Consider the following 13,446-nt stretch of genomic DNA (forward strand, 5'->3'; position numbering starts at 1 on the left):
GCGGCTCGCCCGCCGGTCGGGGATCGCCCTGCGGCTTGGCGAAGATCGGCAGGAACATGAGAACCAGCGAAAACCAGAACCCTGTTCTAATGAGAAACCACATTGCCTTGCCCATCCTGTGCTTCGTTCGGTCTTGCCACCGATTCGAATCCGTTGATCCGACGTTGCTCAGACCCTATTCGGCAGAGGACAACATCGCTTTTCAAAACTTGGATGCATTTTTGGCAAATTTGATTCAAATTTTAGCTTTCGGAATTTGAAGCCTATTTAGCTCGAATTGTAGCGATTGCTGTTAAGTATGTCTCTGCCGATCTGCTTGATCTCCAGGGGATTACGGGCGTCGGCGGCGTTCAAAAAGTTAACGCGGAACGGAAATCTAAATAAAATCCGTTGCTTACCCGCTGTTAACCACAAAACCCAAAGGTCCCGCCATGTGCGCCAAAACGGGACTTTCGGGCTTTTTCGGCCGATCCGCGCGCCTGTCCTTTATTCTTTCCTTAAGTCGCCAGAGCCTATTGTGGGCCTGGATAAATGACCGTTTGTGCGGGTTTTGGTGTGCGCGTATTGAGTAACATGGCTGGCAGGGCTGGAGCCCTCGTGGACCGGACGGGCGAAAGCTGGCTGTCGCGGACAAGCGGGAATGGCGAGGTCCGTGGACAGGAACTGGCGATCCTGCGCCGGCTTGCGCTCGCCTCTTCCGTGGCGCTTGTCGCCGTTCCGGCGGGACTTTCCTTCATCACCAGCCCGGCCGTCGCGCTGCCCGTCGGCGTTGCCACGGTCTGCGCCGCATTCCTGTTTTCCGCTGTCGGCAGCATCGCTCTGTCGCGTCAGCGGCCCGCCTCGGACGCCGTCGAGGCCGTCGTTGTCGAGCATCGCGACCTGATGCTTGAAGCCGCCAGCGGTCTTGTGCTCCTGTTCGATCCGCAGGGCAGCGTCACCACTGTCGGCGGGCGCGATCGCGCGGAATTCCTGAGCTGGATGCGCGACCCCTCCGGTCGCGGTTTCATCGAGCAGGTGCATATCTCCGATCGCATCCTCTTCCTGCAGGCCGTCGATACGCTGCGCCAGGGCCGCGATGCCCTCGGCGTCGATGTGCGCCTGGAGCGCTCGGCGGTTATCGAGGGCAACGACCAGTTCATTCATATCCGCATGGAGATGAGCGCGCGGCGCGACGGCGAAGGCCGACTGACCTCGATCGTCAGCCAGTCACGCGATATCTCCTACGACCAGCAGCTGCGTGACGAAGCTAACCGCAAGACCGCGGAAGCGGAATCGGCAAATGACGCCAAGTCGCGCTTCCTCGCCGCCGTCAGCCACGAACTGCGCACACCGCTCAATGCCATTCTCGGCTTCTCGGATATCCTGAGCGGCGAATATTTCGGCAAGCTCGAGAACAATCGCCAGCGCGAATATGTCGGCTTGATCCGCCAGTCAGGCGCGCATCTGCTCTCCGTGGTCAACACCATGCTCGACATGAGCAAGATCGAGGCCGGACGCTACGAGCTTGTGCCTGAGCCGTTCCCCATCGAAGCCTCCATCGGCGCTTGCGAAGCCATGCTGGCCCTGCAGGCCAAGGAGAAGGGGCTGACGCTGACGAGCCGCGTGCAGCGCGGCCTCGGTGATATCGTCGCCGACCAGCGTGCCATCCAGCAGGTTCTCATCAACCTCGTCGGCAATGCCATCAAGTTCACCGATGCCGGCGGCGCCGTCACCATCGATGCGGCCATGGCCGACGGGATGCTGAAGCTCTCGGTCTGCGACACCGGCATCGGCATCGCCGCCGATCGGCTCGCCTCGCTTGGTCAGCCTTTCGTGCAGATCCAGAATGATTATACTCGCCGTTACGCCGGCACCGGTCTTGGCCTGTCGCTGGTCAAGGGGCTGGTCGGGCTGCATGGCGGCAGCTTTGCCATCGCCAGCGCGCCGGGCGAAGGTACGGTGATTACGATCCTGATCCCGCTCGACGGCTCCGGAGTGGTGGTGCAACAGCCTGTGGATGCCAACCGCACGGTCGATTTTCCGCCACGTCTGAAACATAATCTGGAGATGAATGGAAAGCGAAAAGAGGAAGAGATGAATGGCCCCGCAAAAGCGAAAATCGCCTAAGGGAAGGGGCAAGGGCAGGCGCAAGCAGCCTGGCCTTGCTTCCCGAGGGGCGGTTGCCGTTGGCAGCCTTGGCCTGCGCGGTGCCGGCGCGCTGGGTGGCCTTGGCGTGCGCGGCGCTGGTGCATTGGCTGGGTTGCTGGGCGGCGCTGTCGGCCGGCATCCGGCGGCGGCCGGTGGCATTGCGCTCTTCTTCGCGGTTTTCGGTTTCGTCACCGCCAACGCTCTCTGGTATCAGGTGGGCATACACCCGTCGCCGCTCTTGCGCACCCGTGAGCCCGGTGCACCCTATCAGATCCCCGGTCGCAAGGCCTTCCTGCTCGGCCAGCAAGCCGATACTGGCAATGTCACGACATTTCGTATCGAGCGCCAGGACTCCGAGGCGTCGAACGATGCCGCTTCCAATCAGCCGACTGTCACGTCGACGGCCTCCGTTCAAACTGCCAGCCCGGCCACCCGCATGGCCAGCAAACCGACGGTCGCCGCCGTTCCGGCTGAGCGGCCGATCAATGTTTCCGCCAATGCCTCGGCTATCGATCCTGTCGCTGCGGCTATCCAGAGCGCCGAGAAGGGCCTCGGCAAAAGCCCGGCTACGCCCAAGAGTGCTCCCAGTGACGCGGTCAATACCGTCAACATGGTGATGCAGATCCAGAAGGGCCTGAGCAACATCGCCTATAGCAATGTCAGTGTCGACGGCGTTGCCGGCGAGCAGACCAAGGCTGCCATCCGCCGCTTCCAGAAACATTACCGGCTGCCGGAAACCGGCGAGCCCGACATGGCGGTCCTGAAGAAACTGCAGGATATCGGCGCGCTTTAATCCTCGCCATCAATTGCCTCGTCTTCCGCTGGCGGCTATAGCTCAGCCATGAGATTGCGCAGCGACATCTTCGTTTCCGCCCTGACCCGTCGCCTTTTTTCCCGTGGCGACTTTGCTGCCGTCGAGCACAAGGGCTCGGAGGAGGCCGGGGCGATCTTCATCCGCCAGCGTTTTCGCGATGGGCTGGAAACGCTCTATGCGCCGGCGCCGCAAAGCTTCTTCGATGAAGAGGAAAGCGGGACGCGCCTATTTGAAATCCGCATGGATCGCAAGGAGCCTGACGAGATCAGGCAGATGCTCGACCGCGAACTGAAATTCGATCCCGATCTCTGGATCATCGAGCTGGAGACGGACGATATCGCCGATATCGTGCCGCTCACCGACCAGCGCATCAATCCGCTCGACTGAGAGTGGGATCTGGAGCAATTCCAGGAAAAGTGTGCTGCGGTTTTCCGTCCGGAATTGCGTAACAACAAAGAGCTAGAGCGTTTCTGCGCTTCCGTGAAGCGTTGAAACGTTCTAGCGCCGGCTGACGACGCGCAGTTCGCGGATCGGGCTTTCCCTGTTGCCGAACAGCGGCGCGCCCGATTGCGGGGCAGTCTTCTGTTCCGGCGGCAGATAGGTGTAGCTGTCGGCGCGGCGCCAGGCTTCGACGCGAGCGTGGCTTTCCTCCGCATCGATGCTGTCCAGCACCAGCCAGGCGCGGCTGACGCTACCGTGACGTTCGGAAAGGTGTGGATAAAAGCGTTCGAGCGCATAGACGGCGTCGGCAAAGCCCATGCCGAGACTGACCAGCGTCACCGCCAATTGCTGGCCGGATGTATCGATCATGATGCGCTCGGCAAGCCAGTGGCTGGAGGTGAGCGCGTCAGCGAGCGTGGCGGCAAAATGCTGCGCATCCCGTTCCCGGGCGAAGCGCACCATCAAGGCTTCCTGCGTATCGGACAGATTGCGAAGACCCAGACGGTCATTGTCGTCGCGGCCAAGATGGCGCGCGACGTGCTTTATCGTCTGCCGCAGGGCTTCCTCGCGGGCGAGGCGTTCAGCCTCAGGGTCGGGTACGCTTGCCTCCGAGCGTGGCGCTGGTGCCGGTCCGGCCGCCGGGATCTCCGATGCGGTCATGCCGCGCTCCGGCTCCGCCTGGTGCAGGCCTACCAGAGCGTCGATGACTTTGGGCGACAGCGACGGCCTGCGGACAATGGCTTTCGCATGCGCGGCGCCCTGTGTGCGGGCAATGGTGATCAATGTGTCGTCGTCGATCGCCTGCGAACTTGTCAGAAACGGTGCGGCGATGGCGATCGGCTGACAGCCGATGAAGAGGGCGACGGCGGCCGGCACGGTCGGGCATTGCGAGAGTGCGGCGACGGCCTGGCGTTTCGCCTCGTCGGTCGATGCCTGGAAGAGGGGGCTGAAGAGCTCGGCAAACTGGCGAAGCTCCGATTTGGACGGGTGGTTCATGCCTTCGAAACTGGTAACCGTCGCCATCAGGACCACGTCCTTCTTGCGAACTGTCGCAGGCTCTTCCAGATCTCGAAACCGGTCACGCACGCCAACACCCATACTGATACGCGAAACAAAAAGAACGGGAACCCGATCATCAAACGCATGCGACGCGACATCTTTTCGCCGCCGAGCCGGAGCGTGCGTGGCTTTCGCGCGCGCAATCGGCGGTGGCTGTCGAAACGGTCGTATACACGGTCGTCCTGATCTGGCTTTCTTGGAGAGTAAGGCTGGCAGGGTTAATGGTTGGTGAAAACTTTATTAAAATCCAAATAAAAACTGCGCGTTAAGCTTGCGCAGGGTTTTCCGCGACATTCGCGTCGGATCGCTTGTGTTTGATGGTTCTCGGCCCACATCGAGATCGTTTTGGCGCGATGCCTGGATTGTCGTGCTCAACTTATGAGGGCTTTGACGGCTTGTGCTGTCCAACGGCGTGAAGATGGAGTTGGACGCTTGGATTTCGACGCTTCCGGCTCAGAGCCCTTTATGCTCGCGCAACGCCACCAGCAGCTTCTCGGAGGTGTCGCAACCGGATTGAAACAGGCTGATCGCCGCCGTTGCCGCGAACTGGGCTTCAGTGCTTTTGATGTCGATCCGCTTCTCCAGGCACCACTTATCGAGTGCGCCCCGCAGGACGTTAACGTCCTCGGGAGAGAAGAAGGAATTGGCCGCGACTGACATTGCCCACCCTCTGTTTCACCCGCCACAATACGTTAATTTGCCGTTACCGCAAATAATATTTGCGTGACACTTTTTTGCAACGCATCTTGTCTCTGCTTCATTCGCGGATAGAAGGCTATACTCATCTAAGAGCATGATTTTGCGATGTTTTATGGATGAGATGATCCCCGAATTTTTTACATCGCATATGAAACCAAATCCGACCTTTCCGCGTTTATTGCTCAGGAGGCCGCGGAAGCCCGTGGTAAGGTGCGACGATGATTAGCATTTTGTTAACCACAGTATGTCTGAATTCGGGTGAAAACAGCGATTTGCAGAATTTGGTCGCATGATAGTTCGCATGGAAGCCACAGTTGGTCGTCCATGTCACGGTGTTCAGAGAATATCGTGAGAAGGCGTGAATGCCCTTTGTCGGAGCCGCAGGAGGCCGCGAAGACTAAAGGGCACGCTGGTCCGCTTTGATGGCGGACAGGGTGAAATCAGTCGCAAATTCATCCGTCTCGGGTTGTTAATGGAGACGAGAATGGCAAAGATCATATCCCTTTCGGACCGACGATCGCGGTTGCCGCGACGTGCCCAAAAGGAGCCGGTTGAGGCGAAGATCCTTCTGTTCACCGGCGTGCGCTACGAGCGCCTCGACGCTAGCTCCCACCGTCCCGGCACGGGACCGAAGCGGGCAAAGGGCAAGTAGTTCGATCATAGGCCGGCGGATTTCGTCGGCGTTCAGCCGCCAGGGCGGCTTTCAGCTTCGCGGTTCAAACCACGATATGCCGTCGGTTAGCCCCGACTTTTCAGCTCAATTTCACTGTCATCAAACACATCGCATCCGGCTTCAGACAGGAAGTTCCGGGCGGCATCGTCGAAGCTTGCTTCGGGCGCCATGGCGCGCAGCACGACGTAGCCCTCCGCACGCGGCACTTCGACCAGGATCGATTGCGCAAGCGATGGCGGCAGCGCCTTGCGGATGCCCGTCAGCTGGACCGGCGAGGCGAGCAAAAGGTCGAGCGCGCCGCCGACCGAGGTGCGGTCGCTCATGCTGAAGACCTCGTTGGATGCCGCGTCGTAGACCGATAGCGACCAGAACGGCACCTTGCCTTTGGCGGTCAGGCGGATCGGCTGTTCGTCGATGTCGAAGGCGCAGACAGCGGTGCGGATATAGGGATCGCTGTTGGAAAGCCCCGCATCGTCATCCTTGTTGTCGAGCATATAGAAATGGTTTTCATCACCTTCATCCTCGATGCGGGTATAGGCGTCGCGGTCCGAGAAATGCGGCAGGGACAAGATGATGATGAGGTGCAGCAGGGCTGCGCCAAGTACTCCGGTCAGGATGGCGAAGACGGTCCTAAACATGGCCGCATCCGATTTTCTCGAGCTTGGGCATGGAGAGGTCGATCAGACCGGAATTTCCGGCGGCCGGCGTATCCAGCAGCGTCCATGTCAGCCGGAAATTGCCTCCGGAGGGCAGGGCCAGCCAGTTGCCGGCTTGCGCGTTCGATGAAACGGTGATGCTGAAGCTTGAATCGGGATTGCGCAGCACCACCCAGGAATTGATCGCCGAGGGCCGGCCGGGAGGCGCTTCAAGCGCTTCGCCGTCATTGCCGGCGATGAACAGTGTCCAGAGCCGCGCCGGCGGGGTTTGTCCGCTGATGCGATAGCTGCAAGCCGCCGTCAACCGAGCGCCGCTATCGTCATCGGATGCAATGAACGACAATCCCTCTGCGGTGCCATAGAGCAACCGTCCGGCGCGCGCGCGATGCGACTTCGCATAGGGGTCGGCATCCGACGTGTGCATATCCGGAAAAGCCTGCCAGGCGCCAAGCTTGATCGCACCGAAACCGGAGGTCGCGTCCAGCGCAAAAAGCGTGAACAGGATTCCGCCGCCAAAGGCGAGCATCAGCGAAACTGCAACAAGAAGGGGAACCCGGAACACCCTAAGATCGTCCTTATGACCAATCAGGTGGCGATTTATCCCTGATTCTGACGGCAGGGGAAAGGGTTAGTGGGTAGATTGCCGAACTTGCGTTCAAAAACACAGGATCATAACGCATTGCGCCATGCGGTCGGCGGGACCTTATTCCGCGGTTGCCACCTTCTGCGTCGCAAGCGGTGCCGCCGCCTTCAGCTTGTCGCCGAGGTCGCGCAGTATCTTGGTGGAATCCACCGATAGCGTCCGTGGGCGAACAAGCGGCGGCAAGGTGTTTTCGGATCCGTCGGCAGGCTTCTTGGCGGCCACGGCCTGCGGCTTCTGCACCGGGAAGGGGTTGTCGATACCAGGGAGGGGCTTCAGCACGATGCCCTGATGGGCATAGTCCATGATCTTCTTGAAGGTCATGGCCGGCAGGGTGCCGCCCGTCATGTTGTTGGTGGAGGTGTAGTCGTCGTTGCCGAACCAGACGGCGCAGGTGTAGTTGCCGGTGAAGCCGATGAACCAGGCGTCGCGATAGGCTTGCGTCGTGCCGGTCTTGCCGCCGACGAGGATGCCGCGATCGAGCGCCGCCCTGCGGCCCGTGCCGATTTGCGGGATCTGGATCAGCATCTGGTTCATATAGGAATTGGCTTTTTCGGTGAGGACGCGCTTGGCTGGCAGCTCGTCATGACTGAAGTCGTAAAGCACCTTGCCGTCATAGCCGACGATCTGCCCGATGCCGTGGCGGCGGGACTGCATGCCGTCGGCCGGGAAGACGGCATAGGCCGTCGCCTGGTCCAGCACGGTCACTTCGGACGTCCCGATCGGAATGGTCTTGTCGTTGCGGATCGGCGTTTCCACGCCCATGGCCTTGGCCATGTCGCGGATTGGCTGGATGCCGAATTTCTCCTTGGCGAGGCGTACCGGAATAGTGTTGATCGATTGCGCGATCGCAGTCGCCAGCGTCACCTTGCCTGAATAGCGGTTTTCATAATTGTGCGGGCTCCAGTTGCCCCAGGTGATCGGCGCGTCGACGATGGTGGAGGTCGGCGTCATGCCCCTCTCCATGGCAACGGAATAGGTGTAGATCTTGAAGGAAGAGCCCGGCTGCCGCAGCGCCCTTGTGGCACGGTTGAACTGGCTCTCGCCATAATCCCGACCGCCGACCATGGCGCGCACCGCGCCGCCGTTTTCGATGACGACCGTTGCGCCCTGCTTGGCATGATAGCGCTCGCCATATTCCATCAGGCTGGATTCGACCGAATCTTCCGCGGCTTTCTGCAGCCCCATGTCGATGGTGGTGCGAACGATCAGCGACCGCTCGGGGAAGCGGGCGGCAAGGCGCTGCACCTCGTCGAAGGCCCAGTCGAGGAAGAAGTCCGGGGATTCGATCTGGGCGCGGTCAACCACGGAGGCGGGATTGCGCCGCGCGGCAATCACCTGCCCTTCGGTCATTAGCCCGCTTTGCACGAGATTGCTCAAAACATCGTTGGCGCGGGCGCGGGCGGCCGGCAGATTGACATGCGGGGCATATTTCGCCGGCGCCTTGAACAAGCCGGCGAGCATCGCGGCTTCCGCCAGGTTGACGTCGGTAATGCTCTTGCCGAAGTAGAATTGTGCGGCAGCAGCCGCGCCAAACGTGCCGCCACCCATATAGGTGCGGTCGAGATAGAGGCTGAGGATATCTTTCTTCGAGAGATTGGCTTCCAGCCAGATTGCCAGGAAGGCTTCCTTGATCTTGCGGTCGAGGGAACGCTCGTTACTGAGGAAGATGTTCTTGGCGAGCTGCTGTGTCAGGGTCGAGCCGCCCTGGACGACGCCGCCGGCCTGGGCATTCACCGATAATGCCCGGAACAGGCCGATGACGTCGATGCCGAAATGATCGAAGAAGCGCCGGTCCTCGGTCGCCAGCACCGCCTTGACGAAATAGTCCGGCAACTGGTCCACCGGTACGGAATTCTCATGGATGATGCCGCGATGGCCGATGACGTTGCCGTAGCGGTCGGTGAAGGTGACGGCAAAATTGCCGCGATTGCGCCAGTCGCCCTGCGTCGCCTCGAAAGCTGGCATGGCGAGCATCAGCAGCACAACGGACCCGGCGGTGCCGAGCGTCAATCCTTCGCCGAGCAGTTCAAACAGGATGCGCTTCCAGCCGCGGGCGCGGAAACGGCGAAAGAAAATGGTAATGTCTTCCCAGAGTTCGCCAAGGCGAAAGCCTGCGTTCCATAGAGAAGAGTCGATCCAGGAATCGATGCGCAGCAGAATATGCCGCTTCCGGCGCGGCCGCTTTTCCGCCTGGCCTTCCGGTTGCGTGTCGGGCTTGGTCTCTGGCCCGTTCTCTGGGTTGGATGGGTCTTCCACGCTCTACTTCCCGACCATAATGCCGCGTCGCGTATTCTTTTGGGACACGCAATGCCTATCTTCTGATAGACTGGCATACTGAATATTTGGTTGATTTACCAAAAAGAACAAGAGACATGCATGCCGCAGCCCGCATTTCCCTCGCGCGCGGCGAGGACGACGATCATGGACGACACACCTTTCTGGAAAAGCAAGACGCTGACGGAGATGAGCACACCCGAATGGGAAAGCCTCTGCGACGGCTGCGGCCTCTGTTGTCTCAACAAGCTGGAGGACTGGGATAGCGGTGACGTCTATTTCACATCGGTCCGCTGCAAGCTGATGGATGGCGAAAGCTGTCGATGCACCAGCTATCCGAACCGCTGGGATTTTGTGCCCGACTGCGTACAGTTGACTCCGGAAAAGGTTCCGGACCTGCAATGGCTGCCGCCGACCTGCGCCTATCGTCTCGTCGACGAAGGACGTGATCTCTACTGGTGGCATCCGCTGATATCGGGGGACCCGGAAACGGTTCATATTGCCCGCGCCTCGGCGCGTGGTCGCACCATTAGCGAAGACGAAGTCTCCGTCGACGATTTCGAAGACTATGTCGTCGACTGGCCGTTGACGGTGGAGGACGAGATGGAGGCCACCCCTCCGGCAAAAGCCTAGGTTTTGGCGCCCTGTCGCGCCAAGCTGTCGCATCGGCGCTCGTTGAATTCACCAGCCACGCATGATATCGCGCGGTGCCTTCGCCAATGCACAGGGAGCCTCCGCGTGATCCGCCATATCGTCTTCTTCACCGTTCCCGATCGCGCCAATCTTGAGGCTGTGCGGTCCGGGCTGTCGATCCTGACGGCTATTCCCCATGCGCGCCTGCTGGAGATCGGCACCAATGTGAAGACGGATCAGCTCGGCACTGAGGTCGATATCGTGGTCTATGGCGAATTCGACGATGAAGCGGCGCTGGCCGCCTATAAGGCGCATCCGAATTATCAACTTTCGATCGAGCGGGTCCGCCCGCTGCGCGAAATGCGGATCGCGGCGGACTACGAAAGCACAGCGGCGGTGCGCGAGCCGGTTTAACCGTTGGCGAAAGCACTATAGCGCAGTCAATCCGGATAGTTGGGTATGGTAGCGGAATCAGTTTCGCCGCCACTGGATTCATCACGCGAAGAACCCGACTCAACTTCTCTCGCTGGCGACTCAACTCGCGAAAAAGTGACGCCAAGCGATTCAAAAGACTCAATGAAATCTACGCGTCTTACGTGCGTAAAACGCTTTAAGGCCAGTTGCATCAGCCCGAGATGCGTCACCTGTCATGGTGCGACTATCAGGTAATGATAATCAAGAAAGATTAAAAATGCCTGACTTCTCCCGAGTCTCAGGCGTGGTTCCGGCATTTGGGAAGGGCAATTGGAGCGGCTTGTCAGCCGTTTCCGGATGCGGCCGAGGTTCGAAGCGCGTCAACGGGCCGCTCGTCGCCGGATCGGAGATGCGGATTACGATAAGTATAATTAACGCAATGACTTAAAAGAGGCAAAACTCCGGCCGCACGTTTTGCGCGTGGAAAATTACCGCCCATTCATTTGCCATTCAGACGCGTTTGGGTACATATTCGGTCAAGTTAATGTCCCCGTGGGAAGTCTGAGTATGGCATCATTCATAAGCATAGCAGCAGCGGCCGCGCTCATGGCCGGCTCGACTGTTCTGCCGACGCCGACGCCGACCCTGGTGGCGCGTGTAAACAGCGACTGCAGCGAGGCTGCGGCCGAAGTTGTCGCCAAGACGGGCGGGCAACTCCTTTCCGCGCAGCCGTCAGGCGACAGTTGCGTCGTCACCGTCCTCGTTCAGGGCAACGGCCAGCGGCCGCGCAAAGTGACCATGAAGGTGCCGATGTAGGTGGAAACACTGTCACGCCGGCACGCAGGGAACGCTCTAACGCTTTGAATCTCACGCAAAATCTTATGGCCGAGTGGATTCCACTCAAACCTGATTTGCAGTACTGTTTCTCGAACCGGGGAAATTGGGTCGGAATATGCGAATTCTCATTGTCGAAGACGATATCAATCTCAATCGCCAGCTTGCCGATGCCTTGAAAGAGGCAGGCTATGTGGTCGATACAGCCTTCGACGGCGAGGAAGGGCATTTCCTCGGCGATACCGAACCTTATGACGCCATCATCCTCGATATCGGCCTTCCGGAAATGGATGGGATCACCGTGCTCGAGAAATGGCGTGGTGCGGGCCGGGGAACGCCGGTGCTGATCCTGACGGCCCGCGACCGCTGGAGCGACAAGGTCGCCGGCATTGACGCCGGCGCCGACGACTATGTCGCCAAGCCCTTCCATGTCGAGGAAGTGCTGGCGCGCATCCGAGCGTTGATCCGCCGTGCCGCCGGCCACTCCTCATCCGAAATCATCTGCGGCCCGGTGCGCCTCGACACCAAGAGTTCGAAGGCGAGCGTCGACGGCAAGCCGTTGAAGCTCACCTCGCATGAATACCGCCTGCTCGCCTATCTCATGCATCATAAGGGCGAAGTCGTCTCGCGCACCGAGCTGGTCGAGCATATGTACGATCAGGATTTCGACCGCGATTCCAACACGATCGAGGTTTTCGTTGGCCGTCTGCGCAAGAAGATGGGCGTCGACCTGATCGAGACCGTCCGTGGTCTGGGCTACCGCATCCAAGCTCCGACCAATGCGAATTAAGTCACTCACCGCTCGCGTCCTGTTGTTGACCACACTCTGGTCCGCCGTGGCGCTGGTGGTGATCGGACTTGTCATCTCCAATATCTATCGCAAGAGCGCCGAGCGCGGCTTTCAGGATCTTTTGAGAGCACAGCTCTACAACGTCATCAATTCCGTCACCATCGGCGATCAGGGCGCACTGAGCGGCAGCCCGCAGCTTGGCGACCTTCGTTTCACCCAGCCGAAGACCGGATGGTACTGGATGGTCGAACCGCTCGGCACATATACCGCGACCCCCTTGGTCTCGCCGTCGCTCGGCGCGTCGAACCTAACGGTGCTGTCGGTGCTGGAGGCGCCCTTCGACAAACATTACGAGCGCTCTTACATCGTTACCGACGCATTCGGGAATCGCGTGCAGGTGGCTGAAACTGAAGTCCAGCTGGATACGGACCACGCCGCCCGTTTCCGCGTCACAGGTAACGTTGCCGTCGTCGAAGACGATGTCCGCAATTTCTCCCAGAGCCTCTATTTCGCGCTCGTCGGTTTCGGCGTCGGCAGCCTCATCGTCAACGCGCTTGCCATTCTCTACGGCCTGATGCCGCTCGATAAGGCCCGCGCGGCCCTTGAGCGTATCCGCGCCGGCGAGAGCGAGCGATTGCAGGGCGATTTCCCGCGTGAAATCTTGCCGCTCGCCAACGAGGTCAATGCCCTGATCGAAAGCAACCGGCGTATCGTCGAGCGTGCCCGCATGCAGGTCGGCAATCTTGCCCATTCGTTGAAGACGCCGATTGCGGTCCTGCTCAACGAATCCCGCGTGCTGGAACGTTCGCATGGCGATCTGGTCAAGAGCCAGGCTGAGGCCATGCAGGGACAGGTACAGTCCTATCTCAACCGCGCCCGCATCGCGGCGCAGCGCGAATCCGTGCTGGCCCGCACCGAGGCGGAGCCGGCACTGGAACGTCTGGTGCGCGTCATGCGGCGGCTCAATGCCGACAAGGAATTCGAGCTTTCCGTATCGCCGAACCTGGCGCTCGCCATGGAGCAGCAGGATCTAGAGGAAACGGTCGGAAACCTGCTCGAGAATGCCGCCCGTTTTGCCGAGCATAAGGTGCGCGTGGCCGCCAATGAGGCGCCTGCCGAGGTGAAGGGCATCGATCCGGCCAGGCGCCATTGGGTGGAACTGGTGGTCGAGGATGATGGGCCTGGTCTTGAGCCGGATCAGATCCGCGAGGCAATGAAGCGCGGCCGCAGGCTCGATGAGAGCAAGCCGGGCACCGGCCTCGGGCTTTCGATCGTCAGCGAGATCATCAACGAATATCAGGGGCGGTTCGAGCTGTCCCGCGGTCCCTGGGGCGGTCTTCGCGCCAGTCTAATTCTGCCGGGGGTAACGAAGGATGTTGCTTGATGCGC

At 60.1% G+C, this 13,446-nt stretch carries 14 protein-coding genes; 9 read left to right on the plus strand and 5 right to left on the minus strand.

What is annotated here, in order from left to right; genetic code table 11:
- Positions 1–573: 573 nt before the first annotated feature.
- Genes PMI03_RS11640 through PMI03_RS11650 form a run of 3 tightly spaced genes read left to right on the plus strand, consistent with a single transcriptional unit; the run spans position 574 to position 3,328 of the window.
- Positions 574–2,106, plus strand: coding sequence for a sensor histidine kinase (locus PMI03_RS11640; RefSeq protein ID WP_374190078.1), 1,533 nt, complete (start codon positions 574–576; stop codon positions 2,104–2,106).
- Entirely contained in the window at positions 2,078–2,920 is an 843-nt protein-coding gene (locus PMI03_RS11645; protein ID WP_007693238.1) for a peptidoglycan-binding domain-containing protein, read from the plus strand. The genes PMI03_RS11640 and PMI03_RS11645 overlap by 29 nt, the downstream gene beginning before the upstream one ends.
- A 48-nt stretch (positions 2,921–2,968) precedes the next feature.
- Positions 2,969–3,328, plus strand: a complete 360-nt coding sequence (locus tag PMI03_RS11650) for a DUF1491 family protein (protein ID WP_007693240.1) — start codon at positions 2,969–2,971, stop codon at positions 3,326–3,328.
- A 111-nt stretch (positions 3,329–3,439) separates the two neighbouring features.
- On the opposite strand, the gene PMI03_RS11655 is transcribed toward PMI03_RS11650, so the two are convergent.
- Together PMI03_RS11655 and PMI03_RS11660 are read right to left on the minus strand one after the other, a co-directional pair.
- Positions 3,440–4,468 (minus strand): DUF2336 domain-containing protein, encoded by a 1,029-nt coding sequence (locus tag PMI03_RS11655; RefSeq protein ID WP_039973838.1) that lies wholly within the window; start codon positions 4,466–4,468, stop codon positions 3,440–3,442.
- 426 nt (positions 4,469–4,894) lie between these two features.
- The gene (locus tag PMI03_RS11660) at positions 4,895–5,101 is read right to left on the minus strand and encodes a hypothetical protein (protein WP_007693245.1); all 207 of its coding nucleotides are present in this window, start codon (positions 5,099–5,101) and stop codon (positions 4,895–4,897) included.
- A 523-nt stretch (positions 5,102–5,624) separates the two neighbouring features.
- On the opposite strand from PMI03_RS11660, the gene PMI03_RS31640 reads away from it, so the two are divergent.
- Positions 5,625–5,792 (plus strand): hypothetical protein, encoded by a 168-nt coding sequence (locus PMI03_RS31640; protein WP_007693246.1) that lies wholly within the window; start codon positions 5,625–5,627, stop codon positions 5,790–5,792.
- 86 nt (positions 5,793–5,878) lie between these two features.
- Here the strand turns inward: PMI03_RS31640 and PMI03_RS11665 are convergent, their stop codons facing one another.
- The 3 genes from PMI03_RS11665 to PMI03_RS11675 all read right to left on the minus strand — a co-directional run bounded on the left by PMI03_RS11665 (position 5,879) and on the right by PMI03_RS11675 (position 9,368).
- On the minus strand, positions 5,879–6,451 hold the full coding sequence (locus PMI03_RS11665) for a DUF1254 domain-containing protein (RefSeq protein WP_007693247.1): 573 nt from the start codon (positions 6,449–6,451) through the stop codon (positions 5,879–5,881).
- Positions 6,444–7,031, minus strand: a complete 588-nt coding sequence (locus tag PMI03_RS11670) for a DUF1214 domain-containing protein (protein ID WP_007693248.1) — start codon at positions 7,029–7,031, stop codon at positions 6,444–6,446. Before PMI03_RS11670 ends, PMI03_RS11665 begins: the two co-directional genes overlap by 8 nt.
- Positions 7,032–7,172: 141 nt before the next feature.
- Positions 7,173–9,368 carry a transglycosylase domain-containing protein gene (locus tag PMI03_RS11675; protein ID WP_007693249.1) on the minus strand — a complete coding sequence of 732 codons (2,196 nt, stop codon included), beginning with the start codon at positions 9,366–9,368 and terminating at the stop codon, positions 7,173–7,175.
- Between the two features lie 165 nt (positions 9,369–9,533).
- Here PMI03_RS11675 and PMI03_RS11680 point away from each other — a divergent pair, with 165 nt between their 5' ends.
- The 5 genes from PMI03_RS11680 (at position 9,534) to PMI03_RS11700 (ending at position 13,441) form a co-directional block, all read left to right on the plus strand.
- Positions 9,534–10,019, plus strand: a complete 486-nt coding sequence (locus PMI03_RS11680) for a YcgN family cysteine cluster protein (RefSeq protein ID WP_007693250.1) — start codon at positions 9,534–9,536, stop codon at positions 10,017–10,019.
- A gap of 105 nt (positions 10,020–10,124) precedes the next feature.
- The gene (locus PMI03_RS11685) at positions 10,125–10,433 is read left to right on the plus strand and encodes a Dabb family protein (protein ID WP_007693253.1); all 309 of its coding nucleotides are present in this window, start codon (positions 10,125–10,127) and stop codon (positions 10,431–10,433) included.
- A gap of 567 nt (positions 10,434–11,000) precedes the next feature.
- On the plus strand, positions 11,001–11,249 hold the full coding sequence (locus PMI03_RS11690) for a hypothetical protein (RefSeq protein ID WP_007693254.1): 249 nt from the start codon (positions 11,001–11,003) through the stop codon (positions 11,247–11,249).
- A 136-nt stretch (positions 11,250–11,385) separates the two neighbouring features.
- Positions 11,386–12,057 (plus strand): response regulator transcription factor, encoded by a 672-nt coding sequence (locus PMI03_RS11695; RefSeq protein ID WP_007693256.1) that lies wholly within the window; start codon positions 11,386–11,388, stop codon positions 12,055–12,057.
- A complete protein-coding gene (locus PMI03_RS11700) occupies positions 12,047–13,441 on the plus strand; it encodes a HAMP domain-containing sensor histidine kinase (protein ID WP_007693257.1) in 1,395 nt (464 codons plus the stop codon). Before PMI03_RS11695 ends, PMI03_RS11700 begins: the two co-directional genes overlap by 11 nt.
- Positions 13,442–13,446 lie beyond the last annotated feature (5 nt).

The sequence above is a fragment of the Rhizobium sp. AP16 genome, assembly GCF_000281735.1.
GTDB lineage: Bacteria > Pseudomonadota > Alphaproteobacteria > Rhizobiales > Rhizobiaceae > Rhizobium > Rhizobium rhizogenes.